This window comes from Rhizobium sp. 05N49, assembly GCF_056396805.1.
Genome location: NZ_JBFTME010000024.1, coordinates 72,526 through 95,372, shown reverse-complemented (window position 1 = coordinate 95,372; position 22,847 = coordinate 72,526). Strand labels below are relative to the sequence as shown.

Genomic DNA, 22,847 nt, shown 5'->3' with positions numbered 1-22,847 from the left:
CTTCAGAGCGCCCGCGGCGCGATCCTTGTCGTTCAATACGGCGTAAGAGCGGACGAGACGCATCCAGCCCTCGAAATTGTTGGGATCAGCTGACAGCTTCGCATCGAGGCTTTCCACCATGCCGCGGATCATCTGCTGACGGTCGCCGCTACTCAGATTCTCAGCCGCAGCCACATCCTCGGAAGTCGGGCCGCCCGGCGCCGCGGGCTGGGCCTCGGGCGCTGCCGCCGGACCGCCATTCTTGGCGATATGCTCGTTGACCAGCGGCAGCCAGGGGGCATCGGCAGGCGATTGCTTCGCCAATGTCTCGAAAGCGCTCCGCGCCTCTTCCGGCTGACCCGCCTGCTCCAGGCTCAAGGCAATGTAGAAACGTGCACGCGRATTGTTCGGCTCGAGGGAGAGCGACTGTTCGAGCAGCTTGCGCGCATCTTCCGTCACCACGCCTTCCGAGACCGCCATCAGCGTTTCGGCAAGACCGTCGAGACGCGCGGGGCTCGGGCCGAGCAGGCGGATAGCGTTGCGATAGGCGGTCTCGGCATCGGAAACGCGCATGGTGCTGAAATAGATCGGCGCCAGCACATCCCAGCCCTTGCCGTCGTCAGGGTTCTGCGCCAAATGCCGCTCCGCCTTGGCGACAAGGACGGCCATATCATTGCCGGGATTGGCAAGCCGTGCCTCCAGCGGCTGCGACGGCAGGTCGGGCCTGCCGGTATTCATGTAAAGACAGAGCCCAATGACGGGCAGGAGCAGCACGATGAAGGCTTCGGTCAAGCGGTGATGCCGCGCCGGCTTGCGCAGTTCGGCTGGAGCAGCACCGGAAACGGCGATCAGCCGCCGGCCAATTTCGGCGCGCGCATATTCGGCCTCATCGGCGCTGATCAGTCCGCCCGAGAGATCCCTGTCGAGTTCGCGAAGCTGATCGCGATAGACAGCCGCTTCACCGGCGTGCGTATCCTCCACCGTCTTTGCTCCACGCAAAAGAGGGTAAAGCAGAATGGCGGCAACGGCCGCCGTCAGGACGGCCACGAGAATCCAGAACAGCATATTGGCCCAAATACTTGAAGCGCGCCCTCATTCCAACTGCCAATGCCGTGTTGACGAAGATTTGAGGCTTTTGGCCGCAAGGATAGCGGGAAAAAGAGATCAACCGAGCGGCGACCAGGTGCCGTTTTCGTTGCGACAGGCGACACCGCGCGCCAGCGTATCCTTGCCGTCGGCAGTGACCGTATGGGTGTACTGGCGGCAGTTCTGCGAACCGACCTGATAGGGCGCTGCGGCCACGACGCTGCCATTGGCGTCTCGGCCGGTCCAGGTGACCGGCTGGCCGACGGCGGCTCCTTCCAGGGCGCGATATTCGGCTTCCAGCGCCCGCTGCTTGTCGCTGTCGCTGAGTTCCACACCGGTGCGGCCGACGATGCCACCCTGCAAAGCCGAAATGAAAGCAGCGGAAGCCGGGGGCTTGCCGCCGAAGAGACCGCGCGTTGTGGCGCCCTTCGTCGTCGTGCAGCCAGAGAGCGCAACGGCGACGAGAAGGGAAGAAACGATCATGCCTTGCGAACGTAGAGTCATTGCAATCGAACCACGATCAGGGGTGAAATAACAGCCGATCGAAGTGCAGAGTCCCCGTGTCAGCATTAAGGCAAAGCATGCTATACATTTGCCACTATCTTTGTGACATCAAGCAGTTGCTCATGCAACATCCTTTGTCACACCCGGCAGGATAAGCTTGGCCTTGAGCCCGCCCCACTCTCCGCGGGAGAGTTCCAGCCGACCCTGGTATTCATTGGAAATTTCCGTGACGATGGAGAGACCAAGGCCTGTTCCGGGCTTGCTTTCATCCAGCCGCCGGCCGCGTTTCAGCGCTTCGCGGATCTGATCGGGCTCCAGCCCCGGGCCGTCATCCTCGACGGCAAGCTCCACCCAATGTTTGCGGGCGCTGGCTTCCGTTCCCTTCACGTCGTCACCGGCTTCGACTGCCGAGAGGCGCACCTTGCTCTTGGCGAAACGGGCGGCGTTTTCGAGGAGGTTGCCAACCGTCTCCTCGAGGTCCTGCTGTTCCATGGCGACGGCGAGATGCGGCGGCTGGACAATCAGCTCGAACTCGGTCTCGACATTCAGGCGACGCATGACACGCACCAGCCGTTCGAGCGCCGGTTCGGCATCGGTGCGCGCAAGTACGGATTCGCGTTGGGCGGCGATGCGCGCGCGGTTGAGATAGGTTTGCACCTGTCCCTGCATGGCCTCGGCCTGATTGCGCACGAGGTCGCCATGCGAGCGCTCCAGCACGCGCGCTTCATTGAGCAGCACGGCAATCGGCGTCTTCAGGGAATGGGCGAGATTGCCGACCTGCATGCGGGCCCGCTCGACAATGCGGCGGTTGCTGTCGATCAGCGCATTGACCTCATTGGCAAGCGGCAGGATTTCGCGCGGGAAATCACCCTTCAACTGCTCGCTTTCGCCGGCGCGGATGCGCTCGAGAGCGGCGCGCGCCTTATCCAGCGGCTTGAGGCCGTAGAGAATGGCGAGAGCGTTGACGATGAGACTGCCGACGCCGAAGCCTGCCAGCGCAAGATAGAGACGGTGGGAGAAATTGCGGACATCGTCTTCCACGACATCGACATTGCCCGTCACGCGGAAGCGTGCGGCGCGGCCATCGGTGTCGAGCACCACTTCGGTTTCGGCCACCTGTACCCTGTTCCCGGAAGCGTCCGTCACCTGGTAGTAGCGTTCATAGTTCTTGTCGAAGGGTGCTTCGACGACAGAGAGTACCGGGATCGTCGCAGACCCCAGCGAGGGCGAGACGAGTGGCGCGGTCGTATAGGTGCCGAGCGGCTCGACCACCCAGTACCAGCCTGTCTTCGGCTGGGCGAAACGCAGGTCGCCGAGCTGCGGACTGCCTGACAGCGCGCCCTGATCGCCGATCGTGACGGAATTGATGACGTTGTAGAGCTGCGCGCGCAGCAGGTCCTGAAAGCCGCGCTCCGCGCTGCGCCTGTAGAGCGTCGAGATCAACAGGCCGATCACCACCAGCGCCACTGTCGACCAGACCGTGGTCAGAAGCAGCACGCGTGCGGTGAGAGACTTAATTCGCATTGGTCGGCGCTTGGATGCGGTAACCGAGACCGCGCACCGTTTCGATCAGATCGACGCCCATCTTCTTGCGCAGGCGGCCGACGAAGACTTCGATCGTGTTGGAATCTCGGTCGAAATCCTGATCGTACATATGTTCGACCAGTTCCGTACGGGAGACCACCTCGCCCATGTGATGCATGAGATAGGCAAGCAGGCGATACTCATGCGAGGTAAGTTTCAGGGTGACGCCGTTGACGATCGCCTTGGAAGTCTTGGTGTCGAGGCGCACCGGGCCGCAGACGATTTCGGAGGAGGCATGGCCGGCCGCCCGGCGGATCAGCGCCCGGATGCGGGCCAGCACTTCCTCGACATGGAAGGGCTTGGTCACATAGTCGTCGGCGCCCGCGTCGATGCCGGCCACCTTGTCGCTCCAGCGGTCGCGGGCGGTCAGGATCAGCACCGGCGTCGTGCGGCCTGCGCCACGCCATTTTTCAAGGACAGTCACGCCATCCATCTCGGGCAAACCGATATCGAGGATGATCGCGTCATAAGGCTCGGTGTCGCCGAGAAAGTGGCCCTCCTCGCCGTCGAACGCCTGATCGACGACATATCCCGCCTCTTTGAGCGTGTCGCTCAGCTGCCGGTTCAGATTGACGTCGTCTTCGACTACCAGAATGCGCATCGCTTCGCCTTCTTCCGCTGCAAATCACTGGAACCTTGATAAGCCGATTCCGCTTACATCGGAACCTTTACCGTCACCTTGCGCGGACGCTGGCCGTTACCCTGAACGAGAACAGTTATGATGCAGCTATTGCCCACCGGCTGCACGGAGAGAAGCTGGCCGCCCGTCTCGTCCACGACCTGCTGGGCTGCGGCGCTGCAATCGCCCGCCACACGCAGGACAAGCGTGTGCGTATCGTCCGGTGAGGGCGCCGAAACCGCCAGGCCGGCGGCCAATGCTGCGACGCTCAGAGGAGAGGCCATGTGCTGTGCTTTCAATGTAATGCCAACTTGCCCAGACTATGTACTCAAGCGACCTGAATGGCAAATGAATGCACGGCTATGCAGGTTTTTTAGAACAATTCTCGACTATTGCGCGAAATATACCTGATTTCCGAATGATGGACGGAAACTGTCGTAATGTATTCCTCCGCAACGAAAATTCCGGCATCGGTCGGACCGGTGGTGGATCTGTTCGATCGAGCCTTTCACCAGCAGGTTGAAGCTGCTATCGCTTGACGCGTCTTCATTCATTTCATTTCAAAATCCATGCAAAAATCATTTTCGCTCCGTACGGCGCAGACGGTTGGCGTGCTCGCCGTCACCCAGCTTATCGGCTGGGGAACCACCTTCGACATGCTCGGCGTCATGGGACGCGTCATCGCGCCATCGCTGGGCCTTCCGAATGAGGCAATCTTCGCCGGCCTGACGATCATGATGATCATCAGCGCCTTCGCCGGCCCTGCGACCGGGTGCTGGCTCGGCCGCTATGGCGCGGCAAAAGTCCTGGCCGGCTCGTCGATCACCTTTGCGATCGGGTTGCTGCTGCTGGCCGCCACCACGAATGTCATCCTTTATGCCATTGCCTGGGTGGTGATCGGCTTCGGCGGCGCGCTCGGTCTCTCGGCGCCCTGCTACACCGCCGTCGTGGAGCGCGAGGGCGTGAACGGCAAGCGCGTCATCGCCATCCTCATGCTGTTTACCGGTCTTTCGGCCACCATTTTCTGGCCGATCCTGACATTGCTCAACGAAAACTTCGGCTGGCGCATCACGTTCGTCATCAGCGCCGGCCTGCAATTCTTCATCTGCCTGCCGCTGCACCTCTTCGCCCTGCCGAAACCGGTCGCAAGCCATACACAGGGAGCCGCCGCCGAAATGCCACCGGTAGCGCTTTCGCCGGCCGACCGGCGCAAAGCCTTCCTGCTGATTGCCATCTCCACCACGCTCTGCACCTTCATCACCTTCGGCGTCTCGCCGTCGCTGCTCGAAATCTTCCGCCAGTCCGGCGCATCGCCGGCCCTTGCCCTGCAGCTTGGCTCGGCCCGCGGCGTGATCGGTATCTCGGCGCGTGCGCTCGACATGCTGCTCGGCAAGCGCGGCAATCCGATCCTGACATCGGTCATGGGCGTCAGCCTGATGCTGTTCAGCTTCCTGATGCTCTTCGTCGTGCCGCCGTCGGCGCCTCTGCTCATCACCTTCGTGCTGCTCTACGGTTTCGGCTCCGGCGTGCTGGCGGTTGCGCGCGCGCTGCTTCCGCTCGCCCTTTTTTCGGCCAGGGAATACGGGCTGCAGGCAGCCCGCCTGTCGATGCCGCAGAACCTCGCCAATGCGATCGCCCCCGTCATCTTCACCGCGGTTCTCGACCGCGCCGGCGCCGGTCCGACGGTGATCATATGCGCAGCGCTTGCGGCCATCGCCCTGGTTTTCGTTTTGATGCTGATGGCACTGGTGCGTGGCGCAAGACCGAGCGTCCAGCCAGCCTGACCGACAGGAGAAGCCCATCCCATTTGCCGGCGGCCGGCTCGTCTTCCAAGGCCGGCCGTTTAAATCTGTTGATTATGATGTCCCCACAACCAGCGGAGAACCGGCGCCCTGCCCTCGGCGCAGGAAGCCCGGTCAGTCGGCACCAAAGACTGCAAATCCGTTAAGCTTCTGAATCATTTGCAGCTTTTTCCTCAATGGTTGATTCCGGCTCTTGACAGATTGATTCATCGGCAACCGGCGCAGCATCCAATTTCTCCCTATCCATTTGAATATGAATAAGAATTTTCAAAATGAGCCTTAAATGCGGTGTTTTGGGCGCTAAGTCATTGATCCTGAATAAGTGATCCACTTTGCCTCAAAACTTCGCGTAAAGAATTTCAAAATCAGAGGCAGCCTTTGCTGAAATCGAATTTAAAAAGAGGTTTTGGCCTTGGATGCATCACTTAAACAGAATCAATGACTTAGCCGATAAATCACGGCAAATATGCCGGAATTTGAAAAATACTTATTCATTTTCAACGGGATAGGCCTTTCGCCGAAGCGGCGCGGTCGCGATCGTCAATGCTGCAGGGGCGTAGTGACTGCCTTGCCACTATCGAAATCGGCCGCAGTCCTGGTATCGCGGAGCGGCTTTACCGTGCGTGTCGAGAGATCATAATCGGGATGCGACTTGTAGGCGGCGAGCGCTTCCTCACTCTCGAATTCGCCGTAGACGACAAAATCGACAGCATTGCCCCACTGGTCGGTCTTGACGTTTTCGCCGATCTCCAGCTTCAGCGCATGCGGGATACCCGTCAGTATCGAGAGCCCCCTGCGCACTGCCTCGCGGTTTTCCTCCGGCACGGTGAAGAAGACGATATGGCGGATCACGCGGAACACTCCTGGGGCAATTCTCTGAGCCTAGGCTCTCAAGGCCGGCAACCGGGCGATAACACGCGCCGCCCGGGCCTTCAACCGGGCTACAATGTCGCGTCACTGACCAACAAAGCTTGAGCCGCACGGGCGAGCCTGATGTTACGACCAAGATCGCGCTGCTGAACCAAACCCAACGATCAGCGCGGCAAGCGCCGCAACCATAAGAAGGTAGGCGATTAGGGCCTGCCACGCTCCCATCGGGAGCCCGACGAGCAGCAGGGTGTCGTTTCCGCCAGGGATAAGGAGCGCGCCAAAGCCCATCAGCATCCCGCCCGTTATCCTTCGCGACACACTTCCCCATGTCGGCCAGGTTAGCGAAAAACGATGGCCGCGAATTCTCGCCGAAACGAGACTGCCTCCGAACATGCAGGCAAAAATGAGCGAACTCGTCACTGGGATCGAAAGCATCGATCCAACCGAGGTGGTGATCGAGAAGCGGGGGGCAAACTCTGACAAGGTGGCCGAAGTTATGCCGATCGTACCCATTGCTAGCGTCAGCCGCCGAAAGTTCGTCTCGGATTTGAAAGAGACGCCCAGTCTTAGAAAGAGAAATGCGGACAGAACCACGAGCAACGCTCCCAGCGCAAGCGGCGGTGCGGCGCTGATCGGCATCGGTGCCGGGCGGAATTCGAGCGCAAAGTCGAGGGAGAGGATGACCAGAATACCGAGGAACGTGAAGCCGAACTCCAAGTCCCCGTTGCCAAAGTGCCCGACCGATCCAAAGACGCAGGCACCGTTCACGTATACGCCGACGCCAAAGAGGATGGCTGCGCTGACCATATGAAGCAAAGGAGACCATTCAGCATGCATGGTCGGCAACGTATCGAGGACAATATATCCGACGCCAGCCCATACCGCGCATTCGGCCAAAGCAAGAAATCGTGCAGGTCGGCGCTCGGAAACCAGCTCGGTCGTAGCGATGAAGGTGCAGATAGAACCGTAGTTCATCGCGAAGCCGAGTACGAAGCTCAGCGTACCGATAACGCTGAAACCCGCCCATGTCTCGAAACCTGCTGGCTCCGCACCGCCGGGCAATCCGTCCACAGCACCAATCCTCCGTTCAGAAAAGAAGATCGCGCTTCGCAGAATGGCACGAGTTTCGCCTTCAGTGAATGGCGAACGCCCCGATCCGAGCTGGATCGGGGCGTTCGCACCAAAGGCTAACTGGCGAGCTTTCGGATCTAGGCTCTGGCGGACCGGATCGCGAGAAGGGAATCCATTGCAATCCAAAGGGATAGCGCTAGTAGCCCGACGTCCTTGAGCAGGAATTGTCCAGGAGCGACGGAAATGGCCGGGAACCCGAGCTCGGGAACAATCACGCCAGGGGTCGTCACCATGAAGCTGATGGTGGTGACGAACAGTCCCGAAGACAGGACGCCTCCCAGCAACGAGTAGACCGGGCTAATGAACCTTGCTGCGATCAGTGCGCCGATACTCAGTTCCAGGACGCCAAGAAAGCTCGAAAAACCTTGAACACTGAAGATCGCATACATCCAGCTTACAAGGGCGCTGTTACTGACCAGATCGACCAGTCCCTGCGCTTCGTAGGCAGTAAATTTCATGCCGCCGAACCAGGCATAAATCACGGTGATCGAGACATAGAGGCCGGCGGTTGTCGCCGAACGGCCATAGGTATCCGCCAGATGCAAGATGCCGAAGGTGCTCCTGGACGCCGGCTGCTTGCCGAGACGATTGATAGCTTGGGTCATTTCCTTCTCCCATTGAATTGATCTCCAGAGGTTCCTCGCCTCCATAGAAAACGATACAAATCTGTATCGTTATAAACGAAATACTACAGAACTGTATCGTTTCCAAATCACGAAAGCGCGATCGTCAACGCCCTTCGATAGTGAAGACATGCGGGCTGGCTTGGCAGAAGTGGCGTCTAAAGGAATCTTCCTGCGCTTGCGCGTTGCCTTTGGTTGCTGGAATACCTAATTGTCGCTACAGATCAGTTCTGTTTGAGGGGTGACAATGCGGCGATCAGAGATCAGGGACCATCTTCTTGAAACGGCCCTCCGCCTGTTCAACCAGAAGGGCTATCAGGCAACGGGGGTCGATTTGATTATCGCGGAAAGCGGCGTCGCGAAAACGACGTTGTATCGGCACTTCGAGACGAAGGAGGATCTGATCGTTGCCGCGCTCGAGCGGCGCGACGAGGAGGATCGCCGTGAGATGCGGGAGTTTGTGGAAAAGCGTGCCAGTGATCCGGCAGAGCGGATTTTATTGACGTTCGACTTTCTGCAGCTCTGGTTCAAGGACAAAGACTTCAGGGGCTGCAGCTTTATGGCCGCTACCGGAGAACACAAGGACATCGTCGATCCTGTGTTTCGTGCCGCCAGCATGCACAAGCGCCTGACGCTCGCTTATTTCGAAGAACTTGCTCATGCTGCACGGTTCCGTGATCCGAGACGTGTGGCGGACGAAATCAATATTCTTCATGAGGGAGCAACGGCCGTAGCCCAAGTGGTTCGCACAGCGGAGCCCGGCCGCCAGGCGAAACGGATGGCCGCGGCTATCCTCGCGACGATGGAACGCGATTAGTCGGAAACCGATAATCGCTCCTTCCGCCATAATGGCAGCGTCGTCGGCTTCAGCTGCTTCCGGCTGCCTCGTTGGCAAAGTGAGCCAACCAGACTTTTGTTCGATGCTTGTCCCGTTCCGCATAGTCGCGGACGGCCTGTTCGAGTCCGCTAGAATCGGGTGGATCGTAGTCAACACCGATCGCGGCGAGCCGCATCGTGTACCATGCTGTGATCCCACCCTCCGGAGCGTCCGGGAACCTGGGAAAGGACGGCTCCGATTTCTGGTCTTCTTTCCAAAGATTGGGAAGAGAAGGCTCAAGGACGAGCGCGCGCGCAAGACCGACAATGTCAATGGCACCGCATGTCACGGCGTCTTCAGCCTGCCCGCGAGTCTTGAAACCGCCTGTCAGCATAAGAGGCTTGGTTGTGACAGCGCGTGCGCGTTTCGCGAAATCGAGGAAGTAGGGCCCCCGGCCCGCCCTGTCGGAGGCTGATTTTGCGCCAGGAAAGTAAGTCCCGCCGCTGATATCGATCAGGTCGATCGAAGATCGGTCCAGCGCCGCCACCACTTCGAGCGCGTCATCTTCGTCGAACCCTCCTTCTAGCTCGTCCGAAGAATTCAGTTTCACGGCGATCGGGAAAGCCGGCCCGACAGCGACCCGGGTGGCTTCGATAACTTCCAGCAGAATCCGCATACGATGGGCGATCTCCCCTCCGTATGCATCGCGCCGCCTGTTGAACAGCGGTGAAAGAAACTGGCTCAGCAGAAATCCATGTGCCGCGTGAATCTGCACACCGCCAAACCCGACCTGCTGCGCTAGCCGGGCTGTCGTTGCATATTGCGAGGGCAATCGGCCTAGTTCCGTCAATGTGATTTCCGCGCAACGCAGGCCCTGGAGGTCGAAAGCACTCGGACCCCTCGGGTTGCTTGTCGGTGCATAGGCAAGGGCTCCAGCGTGACCGAGCTGCAGCCAAAGCCCAGTGCCGTTTTCGCTGCCGTGCAGAGCAAGTTTCCGGAACGGTTCGAGGTCCGATGCTTCGTTGAGCACCAGGTTGCCGGGGTTTTCGGCATACCCGGAGGTAAGCTGGACCTCTCCGATTATGGATAGGGCCAATCCACCTTCGGCCCAGCGTTGATAAAGCCTCATCTGCGAAGCGGTCGGATGCCCAGTTCCGTCGCCCAGTGAATCCGACATCGCTGATTTTGCAATTCGATTACCAAGGGTCAAACCGCAAGGCAGCTGAAGCGGTTCAAACAGTGGCCCACGACTTCGCTTTAGATCTCTCACGACCATTACCCTCGACATTCAATTTATCGCTGAAAACGGGTGGCAGGACAATGTCAGTTGCATCGTCGCGATAGTGTGTCGGCTAGCAGTTGGAAGTCGTCAGCCTCCCAGCAGTTTCGACATCGTTGAGGCTCGCCGACCTGAGGCGTGGAGATCAAGTCGATGAACCGCATTGCTCCATGCTGATCGCCGCGAGGAAGGTTTGCGCATAGTCGGCGAGCTTCTCGGCCCTGTCGGTGCCGTTGACGATGCGGCGCGCGTTGACCCAGTCTTCCCTTTCCTCATTGAGGTGATCGCAAAGCCGGTGGCTGGTGAAGCTGCCGCGCAGCATGCCCTCGATCAGGATCGTCACAGCCGGCGCCATTTCCATGGCGCGATCGGGATGAGCGACGAGATCGATGCCGGTTACCTCGCTCATCGCCTCATAGTTTCTCTTGTGGGTGAGCTGCACCAGCCCGCGGCCGAGCCAGCACTTGCCGTCCTCATCCGCCCGCCAATAGGGCGACTTCACCCAGGAGAGCCGACCCGAAGCGAAGGCGGTCTCGAGAATTTCCACGGCGCGCGAATCGCTCGTCGCCAGCGTCTCGCGTACAGGCTGCATGGTGTAAGCAGTCTCATGAAACGCGGTCGCTAATATATAGGCCAACCAGCGCCGATCAGCGGTAGCCAAATTCGCGTTCCAGTAGTCGAGCATCGCGTTCATGCCTTCGATCTGGGCCGGCGTGAGGCTGCCCTTGAACAGGCTGTGCTGCACAGTGTCGAAGAAGAATTGCCGGTCGAGTGGGACGGTCATGATGCTTTTCTCCGAGGCCTGCTGTGGTTAATGTCCGCTTAATCGATTGAAATTTTTTTAATCGTTTCAAGTGTGACCGGGGTAGATTTACACGCTGTTTTTCTTGTGCGATGCCTCCATCCGCAAGCACACTCTTGCTGAGGAAGAGAGGGACACGATGCCGACCACCGCAGAAACTCCGACCAAGATCCCCCAGCACGTCGTCGACCAGATGGAAAACGAATGGCGCCAGGTACGCACGCAACGCGAGAATCCGCGCCCGGTCCGTCTGCCCTCCCAGAACGACTCTTAAACACAATCCTGACGAGTGAGGATGTCCTGAACCCCTCACTCGCAGCCTTCTGCATTGGCGTCATCTGCGCTCCAGCCGCGGCGGCCACGGACTATTCCCCAAGTCTCGTCGCAGCCAGCCTGACGGCCAATCGACCAAGGGTCCTGCGGAACATATCCTTGTCATCCAGCGCCCGCGAGAGCACCAGTGCGCCCTGGATGCCCGAAACGGCTTCTTCGGACGCGGCAAGCGCGATATCCTCGGCGTAGCCGGCGCGGATCAGTGCCTGGCGCAGCGCCTCGATCCAACGGACGAAATAATCCCTGATGACGGGCGAGAAGCGCTGCCGCGTTTCGTCCAGCGCAAAGGCACCGACGAGGCAAATGCGGCTGCCGGAACGGAAATAGTCCATTACATTGGCCCACATCGCATCGATCGCCGCCCCGGCATCGTCGCGGCGCAACGGCTCGTAGATGGCGCGTTCGAACCAGCCGTCGACATCGGCAAGGACGGCCGCCGCCATCTCTTCTTTCCCGCCAGGAAAGAAGTGATAGAGGCTGCCCTTGCCGATGCCGGTGCGCTCGGTAATGCGGCTCAACGTCGTGCCCTCGTAGCCGAGCTCGCGGAAGATCTCTGCGAGCAGCGGCACGACATCAGCACGTTCATAAACGGTCTTCACAGTTCACCTTGAGGCCTCAAAGGCCGAGGTCGGAAAGGCCCGGATGGTCGTCGGGCCGCCGGCCGAGCGGCCAGTGGAACTTGCGATCCGATTCCTTGATCGGCAGATCGTTGATGCAGGCGAAACGGCGCTGCATCAAGCCCTCCGCATCGAATTCCCAATTCTCATTGCCATAGGAGCGGAACCAGTTGCCGCTGTCATCATGCCATTCATAGGCAAAACGCACGGCAATGCGATTGTCGGTGAAAGCCCAGAGTTCCTTGATCAGCCGGTAATCCAGCTCCTTTGCCCACTTGCGTGTCAAGAAAGCGACGATCTCGGCACGGCCCGTCACGAATTCGGCGCGGTTCCGCCACTGGCTGTCTGGCGTGTAGACGAGCGAGACGCGCTGCGGATCGCGGCTGTTCCAGCCATCTTCGGCAAGGCGAACCTTCTGGATTGCAGTTTCACGGGTGAAGGGAGGAAGCGGTGCAGGCATATCTGGTCTCCTTGATGAATCTGTACCTATTGTTACTCATTGTACTGATCGGTACAGAAAATGCAATGGACTTGAATACCGGGCTCCTGCGGCATTTTGGCTTCGGAGAAATCCGGTGACGGCCCGGGCAGCAAAAAAGGCCGCTCGCTTTCCGAACGGCCTTTCATTGTGAAGGGTCAGCATGCCTGACAGTAGCAGACCTTGGCAGCCTGAGATCAGGCGAGCTTGCCCTCTTCGGCCTTATAGAAATACTGGCTTGCGACCAGCCATCCCTTCAGCGGTCTCAGCGGCGGAATACAGGTGGCGAACATGAAGGGGCCGGTGACCACCAACTGCACCCAGAGCGGTGCGGAGAAGGCGACTTCCAGCCACACGCCAAGCAGCACGCTTGGGACGCAAGCAAAGCAGATGACGAAGAAGGCAGGCCCGTCAGCCGGATCGGCGAAGGAATAATCCAACCCGCAGACTTCGCATTCCTTCTGCAGCGTGAGGAAACCCTTGAACATATGCCCCTGTCCGCAGCGCGGGCAGCGGCCCCGGATGCCAGTCTGCATCGGAGGGAGAGGAGGATATTCGGTGTCCATCGCGATCTCGCTTTTCGACTTTGCGAGGCATCAGGAAATCCATTCAATGCCCCATAATGAATGCATACAATATAGTTACATTGAAAGGGAATTGCCAGTCCATTAGTCAGAATGACGCAGAGATCTTTTGGGTTAGGCTCATGAGGCGCGAGGGAGGGAAGATCCAATCTTAACCGGACGAGATTGCGCGCTTGCCAAAAGCCCCTCCCCAACCCTCCCCACAAGGGGGAGGGCTAACTTGTGGCGCCCCTTCACTCCTTCCGAAACACCGAATAAGTGGCMGCCGAGCGCGGCAGATTGAGTCCCTCCCCTTGCGGGGAGGTTTGGGGCAGGGTCTTTATTGATTGAATTGAAGGCGTTAGGCGGAGCAACGGCTCAGAAGAAAGACGCCGACATTTCCGGCGGGCCTTCCAGCGCATGGGCCATGAAGTCCAGCGCGCCCTTAAGCCTCTCGCGGCCGATCGGACCACCCAGGCAAACACGGACGGCTTCGGGTGCTGCACCTTCCGCCGTGAAGGCGTCGCTCGCGACTACCCCGATACCTGAAGAGCGCATGTGGCTGCCGAAAGTGGAGCGGGTCCAGCCATTGGTGAGCGGCAGCCAGATGTTGAAGCTGATCGGATCGGCCTTGTAGCTGCCCTCGGGGAGGATATTCGCCACCATCTGCTGGCGAGCACCTGCCTCGGCGCGAATGAAGCGCAGGATCGTGTCTGCCGTACCATCCTCGATCCAGCGCGTCGCGAGCGCCACCGATATCGGCGAGGCCATGACATTGTTGGCGCGCATGGCGCTGACGAAGGGCCAGATCGCCTTGGTGTCCGGCGCCACCACATAGGCCAGCCGCAGGCCGGCGCCGATGCATTTGGCGAGGCCGCCGATATGCCAGGTGAGATCGGGCGCGATTGCGGCCAGTGGCGGCGGGCCGTGCAGCGGGATGAAGCCATAGGCATCGTCCTCGACAACGGGCACGTGATATTTGCGGGCGACGGCAGCGATTTCCTCGCGGCGCGTTTCCGGAATGGTCAGCGTCAGGGGGTTCTGCAAGGTTGGATTGAGATAAAGCGCCTTCGGCTTCAAGCGCTCGCAGGCTTCTGCAAAGGCATCGGGCAGGATGCCCTCTTCATCCATCGGCAGACCCGAGAGATTGAGGCGCAGCTGGGCGGCGATCGAGCGCATGCCGGGATAGGTGATGTTTTCCGACAGCACGGTTTCGCCAGGCTTTGCCAGAAGACCGAAGATCGCCAGCAGCGCCGGGTGGGCGCCAGGCGTGACGAAGATGCGCTCCTGCGACGGCACCAGCCCGCGGCGGGCAAGCCAAATGGCAGCCGCCTCCTTGTCCATGCTGGAACCGCCAAATCCCTGATAGCGCAGCAGCGAAATGAGATTGGCAGCCACCGTCGACATGCCTTCGCGCATATGGGTCAGCAGTTCCGGATCGTCGGGCTCCGGCGGCAAGTTCATCGAAAAATCGACCACCGATGTCCGGCGCGGATCCGGCGCAGCATCGGCAAAAGGGTCGCGCCGTTCCCTGCCCGGTCCGCCGGTCACGAAGGTGCCGCGGCCGACATGCGAGTCCACCAGCCCGCGCTTCTGCGCTTCCACATAACCGCGCGCCACCGTCGTGAAATCGATGTTGAGGCGCTTTGCGAGTTCGCGCTGCGGAGGGAGCCTGTCGCCCGCTGCCAGTGCGCCGCTTCGCAAATCCATCTCGATCAGATCGGCGATTGCCATGTAACGTGGGCTCGAAGAGAGGCTGAGGTCTGGATGCCAGTCTTTCATGTCGTAATCCACAATGCGCATCCGGACTGATACGGCCGGCCGAAATTGACTGTATATTGTTGGGCAGCGATCCTGTCATCCTAAAACATCGGCATGCGACAGCGTATCACTCAGCGGACCGTTCCGCCTGCCTAAGCGCATCCCTAAGCACATCAAACACCCTGCTTTCCAGCGTCTGCGAGACATTGAACCGCATGAAGCCGGTGGCGGATTGCGACAGGCTGAAGGCGTTGCCCGGCGCGAGCACGACATTCCGGGCAAGTGCTGCGCGCGCGACTGCCGCAGCATCCAGACCATCCGGCAGATGGCACCAGAGGAACATGCCGGCCTGCGGCTCCAGCCAGGGGCGAATGCCCAGTGATTTCAGCCGGGTTGTCACCTCGAACATCGCCTTCGAGAGGCGGCTGCGCAGGCCCTCGGCATGTTTGCGATAGCTGCCGTCGCTGAGCACACCAAGCACCAGTTCGGCATTCAGCCGGGCGCCGCCGAAGGAGGTGGCGATCTTGAGGTCGATCAGGCCTTCGATCCATTCCGGCCGTGCGGCGATGAAGCCGCAACGAGCGGCAGCCGAGAGCGTCTTGGAGAAGCTGCCGATATGGATGACACGATCGAGGCCGTCGAAGGCAGCAAGGCGCGGTGCCGGCATCAGTTCGAAATCGGCGAAGATATCGTCCTCGATGATGGTGAGGCCGTGTTGTTCGGAAAGCTTCAGGAGCCGATGCGCTGTAACCGGCGAGAGCGTGGCCCCGGTCGGATTGTGGATTGCGGAATTGGTGATGTAGAGGCGCGGCCGATGCTCGGTAAGCGCTGCGGCGAAGAGCTCGATATCGGGGCCGGAGGGCGTATAGGGAACGCTGACGACCTTGGCGCGGTGGGCTCTGAGCAGGGCATGGAAATTGAAATAACAGGGGTCGTCCACCAGCACGGTATCGCCGGGCTCGATCAGGAAACGGCAGAGGAAATCGATCGCCTGCGTGCCGGATTCGGTGAGCATGACCTGGTCCGGCGATGCCTCGATGCCGCGCTCGGCCGCGCGGCGTGCGATCAGCTGCCGCAGCGGCTTGAGGCCAAGGGGCGCGCCGTAATCGGAGAGGCTTGCGGCATCGGCGCGCGACAGGGATCGAAGGGTTCGGCGGATCGCTTCTTCGGGAAGCCATGCGGGCGGCAGCCAGCCGCAGCCGGGTTTGAGGTCGCTTTCCTGTGCCTCCAGCGATTGCCGCGATACCCAGAAGGGATCGACGGCGCGGTCGAGCTTCGGGCCGATATCGGCGAGCGAGAGCGGGGCCGTCTGGCTCGCGACATAGAAGCCGGAGCCGGGGCGCGAGAGGATCGCGCCTTCGGCGACCAGCCGCTCATAGGCATCGACAACGGTCGAGGCCGAGACTTTCAAAGACCCCGAGAGGCTGCGGATCGAGGGCAGCTTGGCGCCGGGTGTGAGGCTGCGGCCGGCGATGCGCTGGCGGATGGTCGCCATGACCATGCCGACCCGGCTGCCTGCCTGTATCTGCTCGTCCATCCGTACTGCTTCCTTCACCATAACAGTTTCAGAAAACTGTATCGAACTGTGGCTGGCAGCGCCAGTGCGGAAAGCGGATAAGCATGGGGCAAACAAAGGAGTGCCTACATGGATCGCACAGCGACCGGATGGATCAATGGTTTTATCGGCGTGCTCATTTTCAGCGGATCGTTGCCTGCCACACGCGTGGCCGTCATGCAGCTCGATCCGGTTTTTCTGACGGTGGCGCGAGCGGCGATTGCCGGCATCCTGGCGCTCTGCCTGCTGATCGTCTTTAGGGAAAAGCGTCCTTCGCGGCAGGATCTCATCTCGCTCGTCGTCATAGCGCTCGGCGTCGTCGTCGGCTTCCCGCTGCTGACGGCGCTGGCGCTGCAGCATGTGACCTCGGCGCATTCCATCGTCTTCATCGGCCTATTGCCGCTCGCAACCGCGATCTTCGGCGTCATCAGGGGCGGCGAGCGGCCGAAGCCGGCTTTCTGGCTCTTCTCGCTGCTCGGCAGCGGGCTTGTGGCCGGTTTTGCGCTGATGCAGGGACTGACCGCCTCGCCTGTTGGCGATGCGCTGATGCTCGGCGCGATCATCGTTTGCGGGCTCGGTTATGCCGAGGGTGCGCGGCTGTCGCGCCGGCTTGGCGGCTGGCAGGTGATTTCCTGGGCTCTGGTGGTTTCGTTGCCTGTCATGATCATCGCGGCCATCGCCTACCGGCCGCCGAGCTTTGCCGAGATCCAGACGCCGGCCATGCTGGGCCTCGCCTATGTCTCGCTCTTCAGCATGCTGATCGGCTTCATCTTCTGGTACCGCGGCCTTGCGCAGGGTGGAATAGCCGCCGTTGGCCAGTTGCAGCTGCTGCAGCCCTTCTTCGGCCTGGCGCTTGCCGCAACATTGCTGCGGGAAACGGTGAGCTGGTCCATGCTTGCGGTAACGGTCGCCGTCATTCTTTGCGTCGCCGGGGCGCGCAAGTTTGCGAAATAGGCCCACGAATTGACAGGCCAGAAATCATGTAATAATAAAAGTTACATGAAGAACGGCGATCATCCTGGCCACTCCACGTCTCACACGGCGGCATCTGCCTTCAGCGGCGATGCCGTCAAATCCTATCTCGAAGGCCCACCGCGGCAGGTTCCGGGCTTTTCAAGCCTGCACCGGATGGCGACGTTGCTGATGGCAGAGCGCATGCCTGACAACGGTCGCGTTCTTGTCCTCGGCGCCGGTGGCGGGCTGGAGCTTAAAGCCCTTGCCGAGGCACAGGCGGGCTGGACTTTCGATGGCGTCGACCCCTCCGCCGACATGCTGCAACTGGCGCATCAGGTCGCCGGAGAGCACGGCAACCGCATCGGTTTTCATCAGGGCAACATTGATGTCGCGCCCGAGGGACCGTTCGATGCCGCCGTCTGCCTTCTGACGTTTCACCACATCCCGATCGAGCAGCGGCTTGAAACCCTTTTGCAAATTCGCCGTCGCCTGAAGTCCGGCGCGCCCTTTGTGATTGCGCATATGAGCTTTCTGCAGAGCGAGCCGGAGCGATCGATATGGATCGATCGGCATCTCGCCTTTGGYGCCATCGATGGAACAGACCCCGCCCGCGTCGAGAATGCGCGCAAGGCGATGCGTGAAAGGCTGCATATCCTCGCACCCGAGGAAGAGGAGACCATGTTGCGCGAGGCGGGCTTTTCGGGTGTCACCCTTTTCTACACCGCCTTCAGCTTCAGGGGATGGGTGGCTTACGCATAAAAACTTTCCGCTATTGGAAAGTATCTTGCCGTACCATCACGGCGACGCTATAGTTTCCTCAGTTGGAAACTATAGGTGGATTAATGACACTGACGCTTTATCTTCATCCCCTCGCCTCCTTCTGCCATAAGGTGCTGATTGCCCTTTATGAAAATGGGACTGCGTTTGACGCGGAGATCGTCGACTTCGGCAATCCGGAGTCGGCCGCAGCGTTGCTCGACAAGTGGCCGGTCGGCAAGATTCCGATTCTGCATGATCGGGCGGCGGGGCGCACGATACCGGAAACGAGCATCATCATAGAGTATCTACAGGCCCATTGTCCGGGACCGGTGCGGCTTCTGCCCGATGATCCGGGGGCGCAGATGCAGGTGCGGCTCTGGGACCGGTTCTACGATCTCTATGTCAGTGTGCCGATGCAGAAGGTCGTCACCGACAGGATCCGGCCGGCAGATGCTCATGATCCGCATGGCGTGGTGGAAGCGAGGGCTATGCTTGATCAGGCCTACAAGATGATTGATGCCCACATGCAGGAAAAGCGCTGGGCAACGGGAGATGATTTCACCATGGCCGATTGCGCGGCCTTGCCCGGATTGTTCTTCGCCTCCATCGTGCATCCGTTCACCAGGGAGCAGCGGGCGCTTTCCTCCTATCTGGAGCGTCTGTTACAACGTCCTTCCGTCAAACGCGTGCTGTCGGAAGCGCAACCCTATTTTTCGATGTTTCCCTATCGGGAGGCGATGCCCGCGCGGTATCTTGAGGCAATGTAATGGCAGAGCCGGCGCCAGCCGAATTCGACCGGATGTTTCAGGCGCTCGCCGATCCCTATCGGCGCAGCTTCATCGAGCAGCTTGCCAGGGGACCGGCCTCCGTCACGGAACTGGCAGAGCCAGCCGATGTCGGTCTGCCGGCCGTGCTGAAACACCTGCGCATTCTCGAGGAAAGCGGCATCGTCATTTCGGAAAAGATCGGCCGCGTGCGCACCTATCGCATGCAGCAACAGGCCTTCGGCGCCATCAACCGGTGGCTCGAGCAGCGACAGGCCGAAATGCATGCCGCCTTCGACCGCCTTGCCCTGCTGATGGCGGAAACCCCTGAGGAAAAGGATCACTGATGGGTGTCACCGTCAATCATCGGACTTTCGTCATCGAGCGCGACCTGCCTGGTAGTGTCGGGCATGCCTTCCGCTTCTGGTCAGACCACCAGCTGAAGCGGCGCTGGACAGCGTGTCATCCCGACTGGCAGGTGATGGAGGATCATTTCGACTTCGAGATCGGCGGAGCCGAGCGCATGACATGGCGCATGCCTGATGGGACCGAGCAGGCGATGCGCGCCCACTATCTCGAAATTCACCCGCGCGAACGCATCGTCTATGCCTATACGATGCTGACGGCAGGCAAGAGCATCTCCTCGTCACTGGTAACGGTGGAACTTACCGGACGGGGCGCCACGACGCTGATGACCTTTACCGAGCAGGCCGTCTTCGGAGACTCCCAAGACGGCGATATCAGAGAGAGCGGCACGGGTATCGGCTTCGACCGGCTTATCGAAGAAATGAAGGTTACGCCTGCCTGATCCGGTCGCGGTGTGCGGCCTGCTTGGCGCGGTTGCCGCACATTGCCATGCTGCACCAGCGCCTGCGGTGACCGCGTGTATGGTCGGCAAACAAGAGAGTGCAGACCGGCCCCTCGCAGGCTTTCACATTGGAAAAATCCTCGGAGCAGACAAAGCGCCCGAGCGCCTCGCCGACCGGTAACAGCAATGCTTCCGGCGAACGCCATTTGCGCATCGGCCGGAACTCGAAAACCTCGCCTTCTTCCGTCTGGCGCGCCACGATACGGCTGAAACCCTCGTCACGTTCAAGCAGGCGGTTCAGCGGTTCCAGCTCGGCCAAAGCCTGAGGCTTCAACGGCTTTCCCTTGTGATCGCGGACAAAAGTCCGGAACCATTCGCGCAGATTGCGCGCCTGATCGGCGACCTTGTCGAGTTCCCCCGGCAATGCTTGGGCACGCAGGCTTTCGAGCGTTTCGCGCGGGACGAGCTTTGCCTGCTCCAGCCAGCGCAACAGGCCCTCGCCGTCTTCCATCCAATCAACAGGCGTGTCGACAGGCGTCGCCACCGAATTCAGGAAATCCAGTGCCAGCGCATCACCCAGAAACAGGGCGGGAGAGTGGTTATCCATGACAAGTCCTATTTCGGCTGCAGACCGTAACTGTAGGGCAGCCCGTTTGAAAATGCGGCTCTTATGTAACCTGTCAAAAGCCTGTTGACAAGTTACACGTCGGCGGGATAACCGTTCTACATCGCTTTAAACGGTTACTTCGAAAAAGGGAGAAAGCAGATGCCGTCGCAATCGATTGATCAGCAGACTATGCATATCGTGCTCGTCCATGGGGCCTGGGCTGACGGCTCCGGCTGGGCCAAGATGATCGCGCCGCTTGCCGCCGACGGTTTTGCGGTGACGGCCGCACCGCTGCCGCTGACCTCCTATGCCGATGACGTCAAAGCCCTTGCGCAGGCGCTGGACCGTTTGGACGGGCCGGTGGTTCTCGTCGGCCATGCCTATGCCGGAGCGGTTATCGCCGGCGTGCAGAACGAGAATGTGAAGGCACTGGTCTACGTTGCTGCCCTTGCCCCTGATGAGGGAGAGACGGTTGCCGATGTCTTCTATCGCACTGACCTCGATCCGCGGGCGCCGCAGCTTGCGCCCGATGAAAACGGCCTGATCTATTACCCGCGGGAAGCCTTTGCCGCGGCCTATGCGCAGAATGCCACGGATGAAGAACTGGCAGTACTTGCTGCCGTGCAACGGCCGATTTCACCTGCTTGCATCACGGTGCCGGTCGGGCGACCGCTCTGGAAGGATCGCCCTTCCTGGTTCCTGGTCGCCGAAGACGACCGGATGATCGCGGCCTCCAACCAGCGCTTCATGGCCGAGCGTATGCAGGCGATACAGCGGCCCTTCGCTGTCGATCATACGCCGATGGTAACGGCACCTGAGACGGTGCTGCAGGTCATCCGCGAGGCCGCTGCAACAGTGGCCGAAGCCTGAACGGCCGACATATCGCCATTCATCTCAACTGAAGGAAACATGACCATGACCAAGATCAGCTACCGCAACACCACCGTCGACGGCATCAAGATCGCCTATCGTGAGGCCGGTCCCAAAGGCGCGCCGAAGCTACTGCTGCTGCATGGCTTCCCGACCTCCGGCCACATGTTCCGCGATCTGATCCCGCTGCTTGCCGATCGTTACCACATCATCGCGCCCGACCTTCCGGGCTTCGGCCAGTCGGACGATCCCGCGGTCAACAGCTTCGACAGCATTGCGGACACGATCGACCGCTTCACCGAGATCGTCGGCTTCGATCGCTACGCCGTCTATGTCTTCGACTATGGCGCGCCAACCGGTTTCCGCCTGGCAGTGAAGCATCCGGAGCGGATCACGGGCATCATTTCTCAGAATGGCAACGCCTATGTCGATGGCCTCAGCGAGGCATGGAATCCGGTGCAGGCCTACTGGCAGGACGCCAGCGCAGAAAACCGTGCCGCGCTGAAGGCCTTTCTGGGTCCGGAGACAACGATCTGGCAGTATACGCATGGCGTTGCCGATCCGACCACAGTTTCGCCCGACGGTTATTCGCTCGACAATTTCTATCTCTCGCGTCCCGGTGCTGACGATGTGCAGCTCGATCTCATGGGCGACTACAAGAGCAACGTGGCACTCTACCCGACCTTCCAGAATTACTTCCGCACCCACAAGCCGCGCTTTCTCGCAGTCTGGGGCAAGAACGACCCCTTCTTCCTGCCGCCGGGCGCAGAAGCCTTCGCCCGCGATATTCCTAATGCCGTGATCAAATTCTTCGACACTGGCCACTTCGCGCTCGAAACGCATGCGGACGAGATTGCCGCTGCGATCCGCGACTTCCTCGGTTGATAGGCCTGCAAAAAGGAGGGATATCATGTCCGACAGAGTAGCCATCATTACCGGCGCCAGCCAGGGCATCGGCCAGGCAACGGCCATCCGGCTTGCAAAGGATTTTTCCGCGCTGGTGCTCGTTGCTCGCAACAAGGCCAATCTCGCCGAGACCGCCAAGGCTGTCGAGGCGGCGGGCGCAAAAACGCTGGTCATCGATGCCGACCTTGCGGAACCGGCGGCGGCACGGGGCATCGTCGACAAGGCGCTTGCCGCCTTCGGACGGATCGATGCGCTGCTCAACATTGCAGGCGCCGTGCCGCAGATCGACGTGTTCGAGATGACAGACCGACAATGGGATGACGGCATGGCGCTGAAGCTGCATGGCGCTCGGCGGCTGACCATCGCCGCCTGGCCAGCACTGAAGGAAACCAAAGGTTCCGTCGTGCTGATGTCCGGTAACTCGGCGGTCTTTCCGAAGGCGGCCTATGCTGCGGTCGGCACGATCAATGCGGCGATTTCGGCGCTCGCCAAGGGCTTTTCCGATCGTGGCATCGAGGATGGCGTGCAGGTCAACAGCGTGCTGCCCGGGCCGGTCATGACCGGGCGCCGCCGCAGCTATCTGGAGCACTGGGCGCCGTTGCACAACATGACGGCGGAAGAGGCGACGGCCAGGTTTCCGAAGGAAGCCGGCATTGCCCGCTACGGCGAGCCGGAAGAGATCGCCGAACTCATGGCCTTCCTCGTCTCGCCGGCTGCGCACTGGATGACCGGCACGACGCTGCGCATGGATGGCGGCGAGGTGAAGTCGGTCTGAC

At 60.4% G+C, this 22,847-nt stretch carries 26 protein-coding genes; 10 read left to right on the top strand and 16 right to left on the bottom strand.

The features are described from left to right. The 5 genes from ccmI to AC1DF8_RS31350 all read right to left on the bottom strand — a co-directional run. Positions 1–1,044, bottom strand: a 1,044-nt coding sequence (gene ccmI / locus AC1DF8_RS31370; RefSeq protein ID WP_478156506.1) for a c-type cytochrome biogenesis protein CcmI, incomplete at its 3' end; no start/stop codon positions are given. A gap of 99 nt (positions 1,045–1,143) precedes the next feature. Continuing rightward, the gene (locus AC1DF8_RS31365; RefSeq protein ID WP_112970638.1) at positions 1,144–1,569 is read right to left on the bottom strand and encodes a hypothetical protein; all 426 of its coding nucleotides are present in this window, start codon (positions 1,567–1,569) and stop codon (positions 1,144–1,146) included. Positions 1,570–1,689: 120 nt separating this feature from the next. After that, the gene (locus AC1DF8_RS31360; protein WP_112547934.1) at positions 1,690–3,093 is read right to left on the bottom strand and encodes a sensor histidine kinase; all 1,404 of its coding nucleotides are present in this window, start codon (positions 3,091–3,093) and stop codon (positions 1,690–1,692) included. Beyond that, entirely contained in the window at positions 3,083–3,754 is a 672-nt protein-coding gene (locus AC1DF8_RS31355; protein WP_018114517.1) for a response regulator transcription factor, read from the bottom strand. The genes AC1DF8_RS31360 and AC1DF8_RS31355 overlap by 11 nt, the downstream gene beginning before the upstream one ends. Positions 3,755–3,807: 53 nt before the next feature. Then, positions 3,808–4,056 carry a hypothetical protein gene (locus AC1DF8_RS31350; protein ID WP_018114518.1) on the bottom strand — a complete coding sequence of 83 codons (249 nt, stop codon included), beginning with the start codon at positions 4,054–4,056 and terminating at the stop codon, positions 3,808–3,810. A gap of 285 nt (positions 4,057–4,341) precedes the next feature. Here AC1DF8_RS31350 and AC1DF8_RS31345 point away from each other — a divergent pair, with 285 nt between their 5' ends. Next, positions 4,342–5,556 carry an MFS transporter gene (locus AC1DF8_RS31345; protein ID WP_478156503.1) on the top strand — a complete coding sequence of 405 codons (1,215 nt, stop codon included), beginning with the start codon at positions 4,342–4,344 and terminating at the stop codon, positions 5,554–5,556. A 558-nt stretch (positions 5,557–6,114) separates the two neighbouring features. Here AC1DF8_RS31345 and AC1DF8_RS31340 read toward each other — a convergent pair. The 3 genes from AC1DF8_RS31340 to AC1DF8_RS31330 form a co-directional block, all read right to left on the bottom strand. Then, complete coding sequence (locus AC1DF8_RS31340) at positions 6,115–6,426, bottom strand: Dabb family protein (protein ID WP_112547944.1); 312 nt, start codon at positions 6,424–6,426, stop codon at positions 6,115–6,117. 144 nt (positions 6,427–6,570) lie between these two features. After that, positions 6,571–7,515 carry a YeeE/YedE thiosulfate transporter family protein gene (locus AC1DF8_RS31335; RefSeq protein WP_478156501.1) on the bottom strand — a complete coding sequence of 315 codons (945 nt, stop codon included), beginning with the start codon at positions 7,513–7,515 and terminating at the stop codon, positions 6,571–6,573. A gap of 137 nt (positions 7,516–7,652) precedes the next feature. Then, positions 7,653–8,180 carry a YkgB family protein gene (locus AC1DF8_RS31330; protein WP_183848370.1) on the bottom strand — a complete coding sequence of 176 codons (528 nt, stop codon included), beginning with the start codon at positions 8,178–8,180 and terminating at the stop codon, positions 7,653–7,655. A 265-nt stretch (positions 8,181–8,445) separates the two neighbouring features. On the opposite strand from AC1DF8_RS31330, the gene AC1DF8_RS31325 reads away from it, so the two are divergent. Then, positions 8,446–9,015, top strand: coding sequence for a TetR/AcrR family transcriptional regulator (locus AC1DF8_RS31325; RefSeq protein ID WP_112547937.1), 570 nt, complete (start codon positions 8,446–8,448; stop codon positions 9,013–9,015). 49 nt (positions 9,016–9,064) lie between these two features. On the opposite strand, the gene AC1DF8_RS31320 is transcribed toward AC1DF8_RS31325, so the two are convergent. From AC1DF8_RS31320 to AC1DF8_RS31290, 7 genes are all read right to left on the bottom strand, one after another. Next, positions 9,065–10,291 carry an NADH:flavin oxidoreductase/NADH oxidase family protein gene (locus AC1DF8_RS31320; RefSeq protein WP_478156512.1) on the bottom strand — a complete coding sequence of 409 codons (1,227 nt, stop codon included), beginning with the start codon at positions 10,289–10,291 and terminating at the stop codon, positions 9,065–9,067. Positions 10,292–10,439: 148 nt separating this feature from the next. Continuing rightward, positions 10,440–11,078, bottom strand: a complete 639-nt coding sequence (locus tag AC1DF8_RS31315) for a lysozyme family protein (RefSeq protein WP_478156499.1) — start codon at positions 11,076–11,078, stop codon at positions 10,440–10,442. A gap of 383 nt (positions 11,079–11,461) precedes the next feature. After that, positions 11,462–12,028, bottom strand: a complete 567-nt coding sequence (locus AC1DF8_RS31310) for a TetR/AcrR family transcriptional regulator (RefSeq protein ID WP_478156498.1) — start codon at positions 12,026–12,028, stop codon at positions 11,462–11,464. A 16-nt stretch (positions 12,029–12,044) separates the two neighbouring features. Then, positions 12,045–12,506, bottom strand: coding sequence for a nuclear transport factor 2 family protein (locus AC1DF8_RS31305; protein ID WP_112970625.1), 462 nt, complete (start codon positions 12,504–12,506; stop codon positions 12,045–12,047). Between the two features lie 215 nt (positions 12,507–12,721). Further along, the gene (locus tag AC1DF8_RS31300; RefSeq protein WP_478156496.1) at positions 12,722–13,090 is read right to left on the bottom strand and encodes a DUF983 domain-containing protein; all 369 of its coding nucleotides are present in this window, start codon (positions 13,088–13,090) and stop codon (positions 12,722–12,724) included. Between the two features lie 375 nt (positions 13,091–13,465). Beyond that, entirely contained in the window at positions 13,466–14,869 is a 1,404-nt protein-coding gene (locus AC1DF8_RS31295) for an aminotransferase-like domain-containing protein (protein WP_478156494.1), read from the bottom strand. A gap of 106 nt (positions 14,870–14,975) precedes the next feature. Further along, positions 14,976–16,406 carry an aminotransferase-like domain-containing protein gene (locus tag AC1DF8_RS31290; protein ID WP_478156492.1) on the bottom strand — a complete coding sequence of 477 codons (1,431 nt, stop codon included), beginning with the start codon at positions 16,404–16,406 and terminating at the stop codon, positions 14,976–14,978. Positions 16,407–16,493: 87 nt separating this feature from the next. Here AC1DF8_RS31290 and AC1DF8_RS31285 point away from each other — a divergent pair, with 87 nt between their 5' ends. The 5 genes from AC1DF8_RS31285 to AC1DF8_RS31265 all read left to right on the top strand — a co-directional run bounded on the left by AC1DF8_RS31285 (position 16,494) and on the right by AC1DF8_RS31265 (position 19,688). Beyond that, positions 16,494–17,357, top strand: coding sequence for a DMT family transporter (locus AC1DF8_RS31285; RefSeq protein ID WP_478156490.1), 864 nt, complete (start codon positions 16,494–16,496; stop codon positions 17,355–17,357). A gap of 45 nt (positions 17,358–17,402) precedes the next feature. Further along, positions 17,403–18,116 carry a class I SAM-dependent methyltransferase gene (locus AC1DF8_RS31280; RefSeq protein WP_478156488.1) on the top strand — a complete coding sequence of 238 codons (714 nt, stop codon included), beginning with the start codon at positions 17,403–17,405 and terminating at the stop codon, positions 18,114–18,116. 83 nt (positions 18,117–18,199) lie between these two features. Next, positions 18,200–18,883, top strand: coding sequence for a glutathione S-transferase family protein (locus tag AC1DF8_RS31275; RefSeq protein ID WP_478156486.1), 684 nt, complete (start codon positions 18,200–18,202; stop codon positions 18,881–18,883). Then, complete coding sequence (locus AC1DF8_RS31270) at positions 18,883–19,227, top strand: ArsR/SmtB family transcription factor (RefSeq protein WP_112970618.1); 345 nt, start codon at positions 18,883–18,885, stop codon at positions 19,225–19,227. The genes AC1DF8_RS31275 and AC1DF8_RS31270 overlap by 1 nt, the downstream gene beginning before the upstream one ends. Further along, positions 19,227–19,688 carry an SRPBCC domain-containing protein gene (locus tag AC1DF8_RS31265; RefSeq protein ID WP_113017123.1) on the top strand — a complete coding sequence of 154 codons (462 nt, stop codon included), beginning with the start codon at positions 19,227–19,229 and terminating at the stop codon, positions 19,686–19,688. Before AC1DF8_RS31270 ends, AC1DF8_RS31265 begins: the two co-directional genes overlap by 1 nt. Here AC1DF8_RS31265 and AC1DF8_RS31260 read toward each other — a convergent pair. Beyond that, entirely contained in the window at positions 19,675–20,295 is a 621-nt protein-coding gene (locus AC1DF8_RS31260) for a CGNR zinc finger domain-containing protein (RefSeq protein WP_478156483.1), read from the bottom strand. The genes AC1DF8_RS31265 and AC1DF8_RS31260 overlap by 14 nt on opposite strands. Positions 20,296–20,454: 159 nt before the next feature. Between AC1DF8_RS31260 and AC1DF8_RS31255 the strand changes: the two genes are divergently transcribed. Genes AC1DF8_RS31255 through AC1DF8_RS31245 form a run of 3 tightly spaced genes read left to right on the top strand, consistent with a single transcriptional unit; the run spans position 20,455 to position 22,846 of the window. After that, positions 20,455–21,165: an alpha/beta fold hydrolase gene (locus AC1DF8_RS31255; protein WP_478156481.1), complete on the top strand. Its 711-nt coding sequence runs from the start codon at positions 20,455–20,457 to the stop codon at positions 21,163–21,165. Positions 21,166–21,210: 45 nt separating this feature from the next. Then, the gene (locus AC1DF8_RS31250) at positions 21,211–22,050 is read left to right on the top strand and encodes an alpha/beta fold hydrolase (protein WP_478156479.1); all 840 of its coding nucleotides are present in this window, start codon (positions 21,211–21,213) and stop codon (positions 22,048–22,050) included. Positions 22,051–22,075: 25 nt separating this feature from the next. Next, positions 22,076–22,846 carry an SDR family oxidoreductase gene (locus AC1DF8_RS31245; RefSeq protein ID WP_478156477.1) on the top strand — a complete coding sequence of 257 codons (771 nt, stop codon included), beginning with the start codon at positions 22,076–22,078 and terminating at the stop codon, positions 22,844–22,846. Position 22,847 lies beyond the last annotated feature (1 nt).